Below are 15,121 nucleotides of genomic sequence, written 5' to 3' on the forward strand. Positions count from 1 at the left end.
GGCGTCAGGCCCGGTCCAGCAGCAGGGTGTGAGCCACCCCCACCCGCCCGAGCAGTTGGCGCCACGGCGACTTCAGCAGCCCGGCGGCTTCGGCGGTCGGCACCACCCGCGGGTTGGTGACGGCAAAGGTCTTACCACCCATCTTGGCTCGCCCGCCGTTGGCCGCCCGCAGGTTCTTCACCCAGTCCCGGCCGGTGCCGTAGGGCAGCAGCACCGCGACGCCGCCGGCGGTGTGGAACATCGAGACCGGGGTGCGGTACGTCGCACCGGAGCGACGGCCGGTGTGCTCGATGATCGACCACATCGGCACGAAGCCCGAGATCGGGCGGAACAGCGGATTGGTCACCACCCGGTTGAACCGGGCGCGGCGCTCGGAGAACTGCACCCTCAGTCCTGCCTGGTCAGCAGCACCGCCTGCTCGAACGGCAGCCGCGCGAAGACCGCCTGCGCGCGGCCGCGCACGTGCGGCGCCGCCTCGGCCTTGGTGACCACCTGCGGGTTGCTCACCGCAAAGGTCTTGCCATGGCGGCGCATCTTGCCGCCACCGGCGGCGATGATGTTCTTCAGCCAGTCGCGGTCGGGGCCGTAGGTGAGCAGGATCGCGACCCCGTCATCGGTGCTGAACACGCTCAGCGGGGTGCGGTAGGCCTTGCCGGAGCGTCGCCCGACGTGCTCGAGGATGCCGAAAGAGGGCGCCCACCCGGCCCACATCCGCTGGATCGGGTTGGTGACGTGCCGGTTGAACCGGGCCAGCCGTTGCGGTAGTTGCATGATGGTCATCCAACCCCGAGCGCACCGTCACCTCAACCCCCGTCAACTACACCCTGTAGTCGGCGGAGCCGCGCGAGCTGGGACACTGGTCGTCGTGGTTAGTGCGGATCGTGTTACGGCGGCATCCGCGCGGCTGTTCGACCAGGCCTGCGCGGTCACCCCAGGCGGGGTGAACTCGCCGGTCCGCGCCTTCGCCGCCGTCGGCGGCACCCCGCCGTTCATCGAGCGGGCCCAGGGTTGCTGGCTCACCGACGCCGACGGCAACCGCTACGTCGACCTGGTCTGTTCCTGGGGTCCGATGATCCTCGGCCATGCCCATCCGGCGGTCGTCGACGCGGTGCGTGAGGCCGCCGGCGGCGGGCTGTCGTTCGGGGCGCCGACACGCACCGAGACCGAGCTGGCCGCCGAGATCATCGCCCGGATGCCGCCGGTGAGCAAGATCCGGCTGGTCAACTCCGGCACCGAGGCCACCATGAGTGCGTTGCGGCTGGCCCGCGGCTTCACCGGACGCGCCAAGGTGGTCAAGTTCTCCGGCTGCTACCACGGCCACGTTGACGCGCTGCTGGCCGACGCCGGCTCCGGGGTGGCCACCCTGGCGCTGCCGTCGTCGCCGGGCGTCACCGGTGCCACCGCCGCCGACACCATCGTGTTGCCCTACAACGACGTTGCTGCGGTGCGCGGAGCATTCAGCGAGTTCGGCGATCAGATCGCCGCGGTCATCACCGAGGCCAGCCCCGGCAACATGGGCGTGGTCGCGCCGGCGCCCGGCTTCAACGCCGAGCTGCGGGCGATCGCGAGCGAATACGGGGCGCTGCTGATCGTCGATGAGGTGATGACCGGCTTCCGGGTTAGCGCCAGTGGCTGGTACGGGCTCGATCCGGTGGACGCCGACCTGTTCACCTTCGGCAAGGTGATCAGCGGCGGGTTGCCGGCCGCGGCGTTCGGCGGCCGCGCCGAGGTGATGGACCGGCTGGCACCGCTGGGCCCGGTCTATCAGGCCGGCACGCTGTCGGGGAACCCGGTGGCCACCGCCGCCGGGTTGGCCACCCTGCGTGCCGCCGACGCCGACGTCTACGCCGCCCTCGACAAGAACGCCGACCGGCTGACCGCGCTGCTGTCGCAAGCGTTGACCGACGCCGGTGTGCCGCACCAGATTCCGCGTGCCGGCAACATGTTCAGCGTGTTCTTCGCCGAGCAGCCGGTCACCGATTTCGCCGCCGCCAAGGCCAGCCAGACCTGGCGGTTCCCGGCGTTCTTCCACGCGTTGCTGGACGCCGGCGTCTACCCGCCCTGCAGCGCCTTCGAGGCCTGGTTCGTCTCGGCGGCGCTCACCGACGACGCCTTCGAGCGGATCGCCGCGGCACTGCCGCCCGCCGCCCGCGCCGCCGCCACCACCGGAGAGCCGAAACCCTGATGCAGACCCGCGTACACCTGATCCGCCACGGCGAGGTCCACAATCCCGACGGCATTCTCTACGGCCGCATCCCCGGCTTCCGGCTCTCCGAGAAGGGCCGCGCGCAGGCCGTCGCGGCCGCCGAGATGCTGGCCGACCGCGACATCGTCGCCGTCATCGCCTCGCCGCTGCAGCGCGCCCAGGAGACCGCCGCGCCGATCGCCGCCCGACACGACCTGCCGGTCGATATCGACGACAATCTCATCGAGTCCACCAACGTCTTCGAGGGCAAACGGGTCTCGCCCGGAGACGGCGCCTGGCGCAACCCGCGGTACTGGTGGCATCTGCGCAACCCGTTCACCCCGACCTGGGGCGAGCCGTATGCCGAGATCGCCGCGCGGATGGCCACCGCGGTGGACAAGGCCCGGTCCCGTGCCGCCGGTCGTGAGGTGGTGTGCGTCAGCCACCAGCTGCCGGTGTGGACGGTGCGGCAACACCTCAGCGGCAACCGGCTCTGGCACGATCCGCGCCGGCGCCAGTGCGACGTGGGTTCGGTGACCACGCTGATCTATGACGGTGATCGGCTGGTCGACGTCGACTACCGTGTCCCGTCCGGCGGCTGACGATGCGGGCGGTGCTGATCGCCGGGGTAGTGGCGGCCGCCCTGGTCTCAGGCTGCTCGACCGGTGACGACGCCGTCACCCACGGCGGCACCTTCGAGTTCGTCTCGCCCGGCGGCAAGACCGACATCTTCTACGACCCGCCGCAGGAACGTGGGAAGCCCGGCCCGATCTCCGGGCCCGACCTGATGGACCCGTCGCGCACCATCGGCGTCGACGACTTCACCGGCAAGGTCGTGGTGCTCAACGTGTGGGGGCAGTGGTGCGGGCCGTGCCGCACCGAGATCTCCCAACTGCAGCAGGTTTACGACGAGACCCGCTCGCAAGGAGTGGCGTTCCTGGGCATCGACGTCCGCGACCCCGAACCACAGGCGCCCCGTGACTTCATCACCGACCGCAAGGTCAGCTATCCGTCGATCTACGACCCGGCGATGCGCACCATGATCGCCTTCGGCGGCCGGTTTCCGTCGTCGGTCATCCCGGCGACCATGGTGCTCGACCGGCAACACCGGGTGGCGGCGGTGTTCCTGCGCGAGGTGCTCGCCGAAGACCTGCAACCGGTGGTGGCACGGCTGGTCTCAGAAAGCGCTGAAAGCACCGGGGCGCCGCAGTGAGCAGCCTGACCGCGATCGCCACCACCGGCCCGCTGTTGCTGGCCGTCGCGGTGTCGGCGCTGGCCGGACTGGTGTCCTTCGCCTCGCCGTGCGTCGTGCCGCTGGTGCCGGGTTATCTGTCGTATCTGGCGGCGGTGGTCGGTATCGAGGAGCGAGCAGCACCACCCGCCGGCGGCGGCCCGCTGCAAGCCCCACCGGCGGCGAGGTGGCGGGTGGCGGGGTCGGCGGCACTGTTCGTCGCCGGGTTCACCGCGGTGTTCCTGCTGGGCTCGATCGCGGTGCTCGGCATGACCACCACATTGATCAGCAACCAGGTGCTGCTGGAGCGGATCGGCGGTGTGGTGACCATCGCGATGGGACTGGTGTTCATCGGCTTCGTCCCGGCGCTGCAACGCCAGGTCCGCTTCAATCCGCGGCAGCTCTCGACGGTGCTGGGCGCGCCGCTGCTGGGGGCGGTGTTCGCGCTGGGCTGGACACCATGCCTGGGGCCGACCCTGACCGGGGTAATCGCGGTCGCCTCGGCCACCGACGGCTCCGGCGTGGCCCGCGGGGTGGTGCTGGTGATCGCCTACTGCCTGGGGCTGGGCATCCCGTTCGTGGCGCTGGCCTTCGGCTCGGCCAGCGCGGTGGCCGGGCTGGGCTGGCTGCGCCGGCACACCCGGACCATCCAGATTCTGGGCGGGGTGCTGCTGATCGCGGTCGGCTTGGCGTTGGTCACCGGCGCCTGGGGCCACTTTGTGGCCGCGGTGCGTGACGGATTGGTCTCCGATGTCAGGCTGCCGATCTGATGGCTACCTCACCCCCGTCGGCGGGCACCACCACATCACCCCCGCGAGCAGACGCCAACGCCCCCCAAACACCGCGGTTCAAGGGGCTTTCGCGACTGCTCGCGCTGCTGCGCAACACCTGGCGGGCGCTGACGTCCATGGGCACCGCGCTGGTGCTGCTGTTCCTCCTCGCGCTGGCCGCCATCCCCGGGGCACTGCTGCCGCAACGCAACCTCAACGCCGCCAAGGTCGACGAGTACCTGGCGCTGCACCCGGTGATGGGACCGTGGCTGGACGAGTTGGAGGCGTTCGACGTCTTCTCCAGTTTCTGGTTCACCGCCATCTACGTGCTGCTGTGCATCTCGCTGGTCGGCTGCCTGACCCCGCGGACGCTGGAGCATCTGCGCAACCTGCGCGCCACCCCGGTCGCCGCGCCGCGCAACCTGGCCCGGCTTCCCAAGCACGCCGCGGCGCAGCTGGTCGGCGATCCCGACGAGCTCGGGGCCGAGCTGGCCGGGCGGCTGCGGGGCTGGCGGCGCATCACCCGTTCGCATGAAAGCCGTGGCGATCGCAGCGGGGCGCCACCGACAACCACCGTCGAGATCTCCGCGGAGAAGGGGTATCTGCGCGAGTTCGGGAACCTCACGTTCCATTTCGCGCTGCTGGGCCTGCTGGCCGCGGTCGCGGCCGGCCGGCTGTTCGGCTACGAGGGCAACGTGATGGTCATCGCCGACGGCGGTCCGGGGTTCTGTTCGGCGTCACCCGCGGCCTTCGACTCGTTCCGCGCCGGCACCACCGTCGACGGCACCCGGCTGCACCCGATGTGCATCCGGGTCCACGACTTCGACGCCAACTACCTGGACTCCGGGTTGGCCACCGCGTACACCGCGCACATCGAGTACCAGGTCGGCGATGATCTGAGTACCGACCAGTGGCGCCCGTACCTGCTGGAGGTCAACCATCCGCTGCGGGTGGGCGGCGTGCGGGCCTACCTGCAGGGCCACGGCTACGCGCCCACCTTCACCGTGGTCTTCCCCGACGGGCAGACCCGCACCCAGACGGTGCAGTTCCGTCCGGACAACCCGCTGACCCTGCTGTCGTCGGGCGCCATGCGCTTCGACCCGCCGGCCGGGACCTATCCCGATCCGGGCGAGCGGCGCAAACACCAGCTCGGGATCCAGGGGCTGTTCGCGCCGACCGAGGAACTCGACAACAAACTGCTGTCGTCGGCGTTCCCGGCGCTGCGCGATCCCGCGGTGGCCATCGACGTCTATCGCGGTGACACCGGCCTGGACACCGGCCGTCCGCAGGGACTGTTCACGCTGGACTCCCGGCTGATCCACCAGGGCCGGATGACCAAGGTTGCCCGGTCCAACCTGAAGGCCGGTGAACACATCCGCCTCGACGACGGCACCCTGGTGCGGTTCGACGGCGCGGTGCCGTTCGTCAACATCCAGGTGTCGCACGATCCGGCCGACATCTGGGTGCTGGTGTTCGCGATGACGATGATGGCCGGACTGGTGGTGTCGCTGGCGGTGCGCCGCCGCCGGGTCTGGATCCGGATCACCGCGGAGCCGACGCGGCAGGCCGGTACCGTCAACGTCGAGCTGGGCGGCCTGGCACGCACCGACAACTCCGGTTGGGGTGACGAGTTCGAGCGACTGACCACTCGATTGCTGGCCGGGTTCGACACCGGCAAGGAGGACTAGATGAATAGCACCCATATCGACGTCGGGCTGGCACGCTACTCCGATTGGTCGTTCACCTCGGCGCTGATCGTGCTGGTGATCGCGCTGCTGCTGTTGGCCGTCGAACTGGCCTACAGCCGCGCCCGCAGCTCCGCCGAGGCCGAGCTGGTACCGGCCGGGAAGGTCAGCGCCGACAGCGCCACCCCCGGCGTGGTGGTACCGGCGCCGCGGCGAGCGTTCGACGAGCGGGTGGGCCGGGCCGGGCTGGCCCTGGTCTACCTGGGCATCGCGCTGCTGCTGGCCTGCATCGTGTTCCGCGGCGCCGCCACGCTGCGCCCGCCGTGGGGCAACATGTACGAGTTCATCAACCTGACCTGCTTCTCGGGCCTACTGGCCGCCGCGGTCGCGCTGCGCCGCCCGCAATACCGCAGCCTGTGGGTGTTCGTGCTGCTGCCGGTGCTGATCCTGCTCACGATCTCCGGGCGCTGGCTTTATGCCACCGCCGCCCCGGTGATGCCCGCGCTGCAGTCCTACTGGCTGCCGATCCACGTCTCGGTGGTCAGCATCGGCTCCGGAATGTTCCTGGTCGCCGGGGTGGCCAGCATCCTGTTTCTGGTGCGATCGACGCGGCTGAGTGACCCGGACGCGCCCGGTGCGCTGGCCCGGATGGTGCGCCGGCTGCCGGACGCGCAGACCCTGGACCGCATCGCCTACCGGACGACCATCTTCGCGTTCCCGGTGTTCGGTTTCGGCGTGATCTTCGGCGCAATCTGGGCCGAAGGTGCCTGGGGCCGCTACTGGGGCTGGGACCCCAAGGAGACGGTCTCGTTCGTCGCCTGGATCATCTACGCCGCCTATCTGCATGCCAGATCGACGGCCGGGTGGCGCGATTACAAGGCGGCTTGGATCAACGTCGCCGGCTTCGTGGCGATGATTTTCAACCTGTTCTTCGTCAATCTGGTGACGGTGGGACTGCACTCGTATGCCGGAGTCGGCTAACACTGCTGACAGAAAGCGTTAGGGCGCCTGCGCTACCCTGCGCTTACTGCCCACCGACTCGACCCAACTGATGGGGGAGATATCAGTGTCCGACCATGCACCGGGTGACGCCACCCAGGGCCACGAGATGACGGATCATCCGACCACCCAGTTCCGGCCGTATCAGCAGGTCACCGGGGCGGACGAGGCCCCTGGCGGTGATCCGGACACCGGATCGTTGCAGCAGCAGAACGAGGGCGCCGAGGGTTCCGTGACCCGGTCCTTCGGCGGCTTCCGCACCGAACGCCGGTTCGCCGAACCGCTTGACCCGTGGCCGGCGCCCGCCGAGACCCAGTCCCAGCAACAGCAGTGGAACCCCGGACCGACGACCTGGATGCCGCAGCCGATGGAGAACCCGCCGCCGGTCTACTACGGCGGTCAGGCCGGCGGCCCCGGCGGCGCGGGAAGCGCCCCGTATCGCCCGGCCGAGCCCATCGCGCCGTTCTCGGACCTGTCCACCACCTCGCTGTTGCGGCAGGTCAAGCCGCCGCCGACGTCCGGCTGGCGCCGGCTGCTCTATGTGCTGTCCGGGCAGTTGATCAACGTCGGGGAGAGCCCGCGGACCGCCCGCTTCAACGACCTGGTGGTGCAGGTCAACCGGCCGCTGCAGGGCTGTCACCGGATCGCGGTGCTGTCGCTGAAGGGCGGCGTCGGCAAGACGACCGTCACCGCGACCCTGGGCGCCACCTTCGCCTCCATCCGCGGCGACCGGGTGGTGGCCGTGGACGCCAACCCCGACCGGGGCACGCTGAGCCAGAAGGTGCCGATGGAGACCCCGGCCACCGTGCGCCACCTGCTGCGCGACGCCGACGGCATCCAGCGCTACAGCGACGTCCGCAGCTACACCAACCAGGGGCCCAGCCGGCTGGAGGTGCTGGCCTCGGAGACCGATCCGGCGGTGTCGGAGGCGTTCAGCGCCGAGGACTACGCCCGCACCCTGCAGGTGCTGGAGCGGTTCTACAGCCTGGTCCTCACCGACTGCGGCACCGGCCTGATGCACTCGGCCATGTCGGCGGTGCTTGCCAAGGCAGACACCATGATCGTGGTCAGCTCCGGCTCGGTCGACGGCGCACGCAGCGCATCGGCGACGCTGGACTGGCTGGACGCCCACGGCCACGAGGAACTGGTGCGCAACTCGATCGCCGTCATCAACGCGGTGCGGCCGCGGTCGGGCAAGGTCGATATGCAGAAGGTGGTCGACCACTTCTCCCGGCGGTGTCGCGCGGTGCGGCTGGTGCCGTTCGACCCACACCTGGAGGAGGGCGCCGAGATCGACATGATGCGCCTCAAGCGCGAGACCCGCGAGGCCCTGGTCGAGCTGGCCGCCGTGGTCGCCGAGGCGTTCCCGGGCGACGACCGGTTCAACCAGCACTTCGTGTAGCGGGGCGCGGTCAGCGCGTTACGGCTGGTTATCGCCCTGGCTGAGTTTCCACAGGAAATCCGGATCGTCATCCGGCCCGATGACACGCGTCTTCGGCCGCGACCGGCTGGCGCGCAGACCGAGGTAGACCAGTGTCCCCAGGGCCAGGATGAGGAGCAGGTAGAGCACTCTCGACACCTCCTGGCGCCGAATATACCGTTAGCGGCTCCGAAGCCGTGCCGAGCCGACAGTAGGCTTGATGACCGTGACAGAGGATGAGCCCCGGATGGGCCGTGCAGTGATCGATGTGGCGGTGTACACGGCTGCCCGGCTGGCGCTGGTGGTGGTGCTGAGCGCGGTGATCTACGGGCTGGGGCGGCTGGTCGGCCTGAGTGACTTCCCGCCGACCATCGCGATGCTGTTGGCGCTGATCATTGCGCTGCCGCTGGGCATGTGGATCTTCACTCCGCTGCGCCGGCGCGCCACCGAGAGCATGGCCGCGGCCGGCGAGCGGCGCCGGCGCGACCGTGCGGACCTGCAGGCCCGGCTGCGCGGGGAGTGAACTGTTCGCCCTTCCCGTTGAGGCTGAACCGGTGGCGGGAAAGCGCAAGTAACGTGCGCCCTCAGCTCAGCGTCAACGCGGTTGCCTCGGCGAGCGCCCACACCAGCATCGTCAATCCGGTATCGCGCAGCACCGGGATCAGCGCCACACCGCCCTGACCCGAGCGCACCGGGGCGATGGCCCGCAGCGCAAGCGGGATGGCGACGAACCCGGCCGCACACCACGGCGTGGCCCGCATCAGCGCGAACGTCAGCACGCCGGCCAGCGCGACCAGCAGCTGAAACAGCACCCGGGTGCGGGCATCGCCCAGTCGCACCGCCAGCGTGATCTTGCCGGCCGGTTCATCGGTGGCGATGTCGCGCAGATTGTTGGCCACCAGCACCGCCGACGACAGCGCGCCGACACCGACCGCCAGCACCACCCCGACCCAGTCCACCCGCAGTGCCTGGGTGTACTGGGTGCCCAGCACCGCCACCAGGCCGAAGAACACGAACACCGCGATCTCGCCGAACCCGGCGTAGCCGTACGGCCGTGATCCGCCGGTGTAGAGCCACGCCCCGGCGATACAGGCCGCACCCACGGCCAGCAGCCACGGGGCGCTGGCCAGCGCCAGCGCCAGCCCGGCCAGCGCGCCGACCGACAGCGCGATGATCGCCGCCGTCAGCACCGCGCGCGGGCTGGCCAGCCGCGACCCCACCAGCCGCAGCGGGCCGGTCCGGTCGTCGTCGGTACCGCGGACGCCGTCGGAGTAGTCGTTGGCGAAGTTCACCCCGATGATCAGCGCCACCGCGACCGTCAGCGCCAGCAGCGCCTTCCACCACACTGCGGCGCCCAGCCAGGCCGCCGCGCCGGTTCCGGCGACCACCGGGGCGATCGCATTGGGCAGGGTGCGGGGACGGGCGCCTTCGATCCACTGTGCAAAGCTGGCCCTTTCCGACATGGGCACGATCCTTGCATGCGGGTGGGGCTGACTTGCCCGGCGCTGACGATGCAGCGCGAAGCGATGAGGAGGAAGCGGCGCAATATGCTGGGCGTGGTTGGCGGTAGCGGTTTCTACTCGTTCTTCGGTGACGACGCGCGCCGCGTGCAGTGCGACACCCCCTACGGCAAGCCCAGCGCCGAGATCGTGGTCGGCACCGTCGGCGGGCACGAGGTCGCGTTTCTGCCGCGCCACGGCGAACGACACGAGTATTCGGCGCACACCGTGCCGTATCGGGCGAACATGTGGGCGCTGCGCACGCTGGGGGTGCGGCGGATCCTCGCGCCCTGCGCGGTCGGCAGCCTGACCCCGGAGTTGCCCCCCGGCTCGGTGGTGGTGCCCGATCAGCTGGTGGACCGCACCCGGGGCCGCGCCGACACCTATTTCGACGGCGGCGGCGTGCACGTCGAGTTCGCCGACCCGTACTGCCCGACGCTGCGCTCGGTGGTGACCGGCCTGCCCGACGTCGTCGACGGCGCCACCATGGTGGTGATCCAGGGCCCCCGATTCTCCACCCGCGCCGAGAGCCAGTGGTTCGCCTCGGCCGGCTTCCGGCTGATCAACATGACCGGCTATCCCGAGGCGGTGCTGGCTCGTGAACTGGAAATGTGTTATGCCGCAATCGCTTTGGTTACCGATCTGGACGCCGGTGTCGACGTCGGCAGCGGGGTGAAGGTCGTCGACGTCTTCGCGGAGTTCCAGAAGAACATCGAGCCGTTCAAAAAGCTGGTGCACCGGGGGATCGAACAGGTCGACGAAGAGCGCACCTGCACCCACTGCCTGCCTTACGAGGGCGTTGAGCTGCCGTTCGAGCTGCCCTGAATCGACTCGTCGGCCGCCGAATCATCAGCGCCCCGGTAGATCTTCGGCCCGCCGGCTCGCACTGTGCGAGTCGATCCGGTCGACCGGAAGATCCGCGGGGTGGCGGGGTCGCCGGGTTTGGGGCGGTCGTCGGCCGGCAGCGCGAATCGGCCCGCGACGATCGTGACCAGCAGCGCACACAACGCCAGCCCGCACAGCATCACATCGAAGGTGCTGGTGATCTGCTGGGCGAGGCCGTTGCCGTACACCGGCTGCGCCAGGGAATCGGCCCGCTGCGAATCCGGCAGCCGCGGGGCCAGTCCGACACCGACCACGATGCGCGCGATCGTGAACCCGAACAGCACCGCGGCCACCGACCACAGGGCGGCCGCCGGAATCGACCGATTCGCCAGGTTGATCCGCAACCAGATCGCGACCGCCGCGGTCACCACGTCGAACGACGCCATCGCCGCGCTGTCATACGGCGAATACGGCAGACCCAGGCCGACGGCGGCGACGAGGTCGTTGATGCGCATCAAAGCCGAGCCCAGGCACCAGACGATGATGAGCAGCAAGGTATTTCGTGTCGCTCCCAGCCAGGTCGCCGGTGATGCGTCGCGCAGCGCGGCCACCGCGAAGATCGCCGCCGTGGCCACCCACACCAGGTAACCTTCGAAACCGACACCCGCGGTGGAGGTGTTCTGCGCGATACCGTGAAAGCTGTCGATGAGCCGGCCCACCGGTAACACCCACACCAGCACACCGGCCAGCAGGGCGGCTCCCCCGAGCAGCACCACGCAGAGCTGTGATGCCTTGTCGCGACGCAGAATCCACCGTGATGCGGTGGCCACCGTGATCCACGCCACCGCCCCGTAGACCAGGGCGGTCGCGATGATGGCGGCGTGTGTCCTGCCGAAGTCGCTTGCCGAGTGCACATCGGGCACGGCGTAATGCACTCGCCAGTACAGGTTGAACAGCACGCTCCAGCCGGCCCCGGCGATCGCGGCGTCGCCGAGCAGGCGGGCGCCGCGCCTCCAGTACCGGACGGGACCGGCCAGCACCGGCTGCCCGGCCAGCACTGCGCCCGCGACGCCCAGCCAGGCGCCCGGGCCCACCCCCCCGGGCGCCCGGGAGGTGCCGCCGTACTGGATGGTCTGCACCACATCGGCGACCACCACGCCCAACACCAGCAGCAGGTAGGGCGCGCTGAGCAGTCGGCGCAGCCGCCCGGCCAGTGCGGGATCGGCGTGCGTTCCCAGGATCCCCCAGGGGCCGGCATAGGTGGCGGCCACCGAACCCAGTGCGAGCACGGTTACCGCGGCGAGCACGGCGAACAACCTGGTGTCGCTGCCGGGAATCCCGGCTCCGAAGTACAAACTCCAGGGCAGCGCCGGCGCAACGCACAGCAGCACCGCGGCGGTCACATCACGGCCGATGTTCCAGCGCCGGGTCGACTCGGCGATCACCAGCTCACCTTAACCGCGCCGCGGCCGCGCACCGCTGATCAGCGGCTATCGAACCGCTTTGCTGTCGTCTTGCGCCGCTAAACTGGCTGATTGAAGCCGGTGGCGGAAGGAGGCGCGGGCATGGATGTCGCGCTGGGCGTGTCGGTCACCGGCGCGCTGGCCCGCTTGGCACTGGTGGAATCGGACGCCTACGGCGATGCCGTGCTCGACGAGTCGATGCTCGACCTCACGCAGGATCCGGTCGCAACGCTGGCCGAGACGGTGATCGGCACGCACCGCATGCTGACCGACGAAGGTCATCGTCTGGCCGCCACCCGGCTGTGCTGGTCGGATGCGGCGTTGCTGGCCGAGCTTCGCCGGGCGCTCGACGAAGCCGGGGTCGAGAACGTCTCCGAGCAGTCGCAGGCGCGTTCGGCGGTGGCGTTGGCGCGCAATGCGCAGGGCGAGGATGGCGAGACGACGATGCTGCCAGCGCCCGATGGCGATGCGACGATGGCCGCACCGGCGGCGACTGCCGGTGAGCCGACGGCGGCCGCCCCGCTGCCCGGCATCGACCCGGCGGGCGGGGCGGCCACAATGGCGGAGCCGGCGACAGCGGGCGCCGAGCCCGAACAACAGCTGGCGTACTCGATGACCGATGACGACTCCGAACTGTTGCCGGTGGAGTACGCCGAGGACGGCTACGGCGACTACGAGGCCTACGACGAATCCGGTGGCGACGACGAGCCCGAGGTGCTGCCGCCGCCGGTGGGCCGGGCCCTGCTGATCGGCAGTTCGGTCGGCGGGATTCTGGTGGCGGGGTGCGCCGCGCTGGCGGTAGCCGTCACCGTCGGCATCCGCCCGACCGCCGCGGCCACCCAGGTGGAGCCACCGGTGTTGGCGCAGCCACTGCAGCCGCAACCGGTGCCGGGCAACTTCATTCCTGCGCTGCCGGCCCCGAAGCCTCCGCCCATGCCGGCTCCGCGGGCACCCGCACCCAATCCCGTTGTTGCTCCCGTGGATCCGGTGCCGCCGGCCGCGGTTGCCCCACCCCCGGTGGTGCCCGCGCCGTCGGGCCCTGCGATGATCCCGTTCCCGATTCCGATCCCGATCATCCCCGGGCCCATTGACGGTGGCCGCGGTGGGTTGGGTGGTTCGGGTCGCGATGGTGCTGGCGCCGGCGGTACCGGCGGTATCGGCGGGGGAGACATCGGTTCCGGTGGCGGTGAAACCGGCAGCGGTCATTCCGGCGGCAGTGCCGGTTCCGGTGGAGATGCGGGCTCCGGGAGTACCGGTTCCAGCGGAGATGCCGGGTCCGGGGACACCAGCTCGGGCGGCGATGCCGGCTCCGGGGGCACCGGCTCCGGCGGTACTGGCGCCGGTGACGAGTCGGGCTCCGGCGGCACCGGCTCCGGTGGAAGCGGTTCGGGCGGAAGTGGTTCCGGGAGCAGCGATTCCGGCGCCGACGATTCCGGTGGAAGCCACTCCGGTGGTACCGGCACGGGCGGCGACGACAGTGGCTCTGGCAGCAACCCGGGCGGCTCTGGCAGTAACCCGGGCGGGTCGGGCAGTGACTCGGGTGACAGCGGGGCGGGTGGGCATAGCGGTAGTTCCGGCGGTAGCTCTTCCGGGTCAGGCGGCAACGGCTCGGGCAGCGACTCAGGCGGCACCGGGTCCGGCAGTACGGGGTCCGGCAGTACCGGGTCCGGTGGCGATGGCTCGGGCAGTAGTCCGGGTGGCTCCACCGGCGGTTCGGGTAGTGACACGGGTGGCTCGGGGAGTAGTGGTTCCGGGGGTAGCTCGGGTGGTTCGGGCAGTGGCTCCAGTGGTTCTGGGGGCGGGTCCGGTTCCTCGGGGGCGAGCGGTGGCTCCGGTGGCTCCGGGAGCAGCGCCGGCGGTTCAAGCAGCGGTTCCAGCGGTGGTTCGAGCGGTGGTTCGTCGGGCGGCAGCGGCGGCGACTGACCCCCGGTGAGCGTCCCACCTCAACGAGAGAACTGCCGCACCAACGATTTCCGATCCAGTTTTCCGATCCCGCGGCGAGGCAATGCGGCGACGATGTGCAGCTCACGCGGTGCCGCGGTGGCGTCCAGAGACCCCGCGATGTGAGCGCGCAGCGCCGCCAGCGTCGGCGGCTCGGCGCCGGCCACCACCACCGCGGCCACCACGCGCTGGCCCAACCGATCGTCGGGGACCCCGAACACCGCACAGTCGGCCACCGCGGGATGGGTCGACAGCACGGCTTCGACCGGTCCGGGCAACACGGTCAGCCCGCCGGTGCTGATCGCATCATCGGCGCGCCCGAGCACACTCAGACGTCCCGAAGAATCCAGCGCCCCAATGTCATTGGTGTGGAACCAGCCCGGCTCGGCGAACGGGTCCGGGTCGACGGGATTGCGGTAGCCGCGGGCCAGTGTCGGCCCGCCGAGCGCGATCCGGCCGTCGCCGCCGATACCCACCCGCACGCCGGACAGCGGCACGCCGTCATAGACGCAGCCGCCGGCAGTCTCGCTCATGCCGTAGGTGCGCACCACCCGCACGCCCGCGGCCGCTGCGGCATCCAGAATCGGTTGCGGCGCCGGCCCGCCGCCCAGCAGCACCGCATCGAGTTCTGCCAGCGCGGCCGTCGACGCGGGAGCCTCCAGCGCCTTGGCGAGTTGAGTCGCCACCAGCGAGGTGTAACGCCGCCCGGACCCGAGTTCGGCAACCGCGGCCGGCAACTGCTCGACATCGAAACCCGTTGCCACGTCGATCTGCACCGGCGTGGTACCGGCCAGCAGGCTGCGCACCACGACCTGGATTCCGGCGATGTGGTGCGGCGGTAACGCCAGCAGCCAGCGGCCCGGACCACCCAACCGGTTCTCGGTGGCTGTCGCGCTGGCCCGCAGCGCCGCGCCGGTCAACAGTGCTCCTTTGGGTGCCCCGGTGGTCCCCGACGTCGTCACCACCAGTGCGACATCGTCGTCGACGGGCTCACCGACCCGCAAGGCCGCCAGAATCGAGGGGTCGCCGTCGGCGGCGACCGGTGTCAGCGCGGCGCTGTGGCCGTCGAGAACGTCCTGCAGGGCGGCCAGCAGCGTCGACAC

The 15,121-nt window shown here is 70.5% G+C and carries 16 protein-coding genes; 10 read left to right on the plus strand and 6 right to left on the minus strand.

Features of this window, described 5'->3' with window-relative positions:
• Positions 1-4: 4 nt before the first annotated feature.
• Entirely contained in the window at positions 5-385 is a 381-nt protein-coding gene (locus DQP56_RS08455; protein ID WP_112684507.1) for a nitroreductase family deazaflavin-dependent oxidoreductase, read from the minus strand.
• Positions 386-387: 2 nt separating this feature from the next.
• Positions 388-771, minus strand: a complete 384-nt coding sequence (locus DQP56_RS08460; protein ID WP_112684508.1) for a nitroreductase family deazaflavin-dependent oxidoreductase — start codon at positions 769-771, stop codon at positions 388-390.
• A gap of 85 nt (positions 772-856) precedes the next feature.
• Here DQP56_RS08460 and hemL point away from each other — a divergent pair, with 85 nt between their 5' ends.
• The 7 genes from hemL (at position 857) to DQP56_RS08495 (ending at position 8,272) form a co-directional block, all read left to right on the plus strand.
• The gene (gene hemL, locus DQP56_RS08465; protein WP_112684548.1) at positions 857-2,185 is read left to right on the plus strand and encodes a glutamate-1-semialdehyde 2,1-aminomutase; all 1,329 of its coding nucleotides are present in this window, start codon (positions 857-859) and stop codon (positions 2,183-2,185) included.
• Positions 2,185-2,787: a histidine phosphatase family protein gene (locus tag DQP56_RS08470; protein ID WP_112684509.1), complete on the plus strand. Its 603-nt coding sequence runs from the start codon at positions 2,185-2,187 to the stop codon at positions 2,785-2,787. The genes hemL and DQP56_RS08470 overlap by 1 nt, the downstream gene beginning before the upstream one ends.
• Before the next feature lie 2 nt (positions 2,788-2,789).
• Positions 2,790-3,398 (plus strand): TlpA disulfide reductase family protein, encoded by a 609-nt coding sequence (locus tag DQP56_RS08475; RefSeq protein ID WP_112684510.1) that lies wholly within the window; start codon positions 2,790-2,792, stop codon positions 3,396-3,398.
• Positions 3,395-4,186 carry a cytochrome c biogenesis CcdA family protein gene (locus DQP56_RS08480; RefSeq protein WP_112684511.1) on the plus strand — a complete coding sequence of 264 codons (792 nt, stop codon included), beginning with the start codon at positions 3,395-3,397 and terminating at the stop codon, positions 4,184-4,186. The genes DQP56_RS08475 and DQP56_RS08480 overlap by 4 nt, the downstream gene beginning before the upstream one ends.
• Positions 4,186-5,874, plus strand: a complete 1,689-nt coding sequence (resB, locus tag DQP56_RS08485; protein ID WP_112684512.1) for a cytochrome c biogenesis protein ResB — start codon at positions 4,186-4,188, stop codon at positions 5,872-5,874. The genes DQP56_RS08480 and resB overlap by 1 nt, the downstream gene beginning before the upstream one ends.
• Positions 5,875-6,852, plus strand: coding sequence for a c-type cytochrome biogenesis protein CcsB (gene ccsB, locus DQP56_RS08490; RefSeq protein WP_112684513.1), 978 nt, complete (start codon positions 5,875-5,877; stop codon positions 6,850-6,852). It abuts the gene before it with no gap.
• Between the two features lie 79 nt (positions 6,853-6,931).
• A complete protein-coding gene (locus DQP56_RS08495) occupies positions 6,932-8,272 on the plus strand; it encodes a MinD/ParA family ATP-binding protein (RefSeq protein ID WP_435673836.1) in 1,341 nt (446 codons plus the stop codon).
• Positions 8,273-8,290: 18 nt separating this feature from the next.
• Here DQP56_RS08495 and DQP56_RS24650 read toward each other — a convergent pair whose 3' ends face one another.
• A complete protein-coding gene (locus tag DQP56_RS24650; RefSeq protein WP_013827471.1) occupies positions 8,291-8,440 on the minus strand; it encodes a hypothetical protein in 150 nt (49 codons plus the stop codon).
• Between the two features lie 70 nt (positions 8,441-8,510).
• On the opposite strand from DQP56_RS24650, the gene DQP56_RS08500 reads away from it, so the two are divergent.
• Positions 8,511-8,813: a DUF4229 domain-containing protein gene (locus DQP56_RS08500; protein WP_435673834.1), complete on the plus strand. Its 303-nt coding sequence runs from the start codon at positions 8,511-8,513 to the stop codon at positions 8,811-8,813.
• 61 nt (positions 8,814-8,874) lie between these two features.
• Here DQP56_RS08500 and DQP56_RS08505 read toward each other — a convergent pair whose 3' ends face one another.
• Positions 8,875-9,753, minus strand: coding sequence for a 1,4-dihydroxy-2-naphthoate polyprenyltransferase (locus DQP56_RS08505; protein ID WP_112684516.1), 879 nt, complete (start codon positions 9,751-9,753; stop codon positions 8,875-8,877).
• An 84-nt stretch (positions 9,754-9,837) separates the two neighbouring features.
• Between DQP56_RS08505 and DQP56_RS08510 the strand changes: the two genes are divergently transcribed.
• Complete coding sequence (locus DQP56_RS08510; RefSeq protein ID WP_112684517.1) at positions 9,838-10,614, plus strand: S-methyl-5'-thioadenosine phosphorylase; 777 nt, start codon at positions 9,838-9,840, stop codon at positions 10,612-10,614.
• On the opposite strand, the gene DQP56_RS08515 is transcribed toward DQP56_RS08510, so the two are convergent.
• The gene (locus DQP56_RS08515) at positions 10,578-12,059 is read right to left on the minus strand and encodes a DUF7937 domain-containing protein (protein ID WP_112684518.1); all 1,482 of its coding nucleotides are present in this window, start codon (positions 12,057-12,059) and stop codon (positions 10,578-10,580) included. The two genes, DQP56_RS08510 and DQP56_RS08515, sit on opposite strands and share 37 nt — an antisense overlap.
• A gap of 120 nt (positions 12,060-12,179) precedes the next feature.
• On the opposite strand from DQP56_RS08515, the gene DQP56_RS08520 reads away from it, so the two are divergent.
• Positions 12,180-14,000 (plus strand): DUF7159 family protein, encoded by a 1,821-nt coding sequence (locus DQP56_RS08520; protein WP_112684519.1) that lies wholly within the window; start codon positions 12,180-12,182, stop codon positions 13,998-14,000.
• Between the two features lie 20 nt (positions 14,001-14,020).
• Here the strand turns inward: DQP56_RS08520 and menE are convergent, their stop codons facing one another.
• Complete coding sequence (gene menE, locus DQP56_RS08525; RefSeq protein ID WP_435673835.1) at positions 14,021-15,121, minus strand: o-succinylbenzoate--CoA ligase; 1,101 nt, start codon at positions 15,119-15,121, stop codon at positions 14,021-14,023.

The organism is Mycolicibacter senuensis (assembly GCF_003284925.1).
Taxonomy (GTDB): domain Bacteria; phylum Actinomycetota; class Actinomycetes; order Mycobacteriales; family Mycobacteriaceae; genus Mycobacterium; species Mycobacterium algericum_A.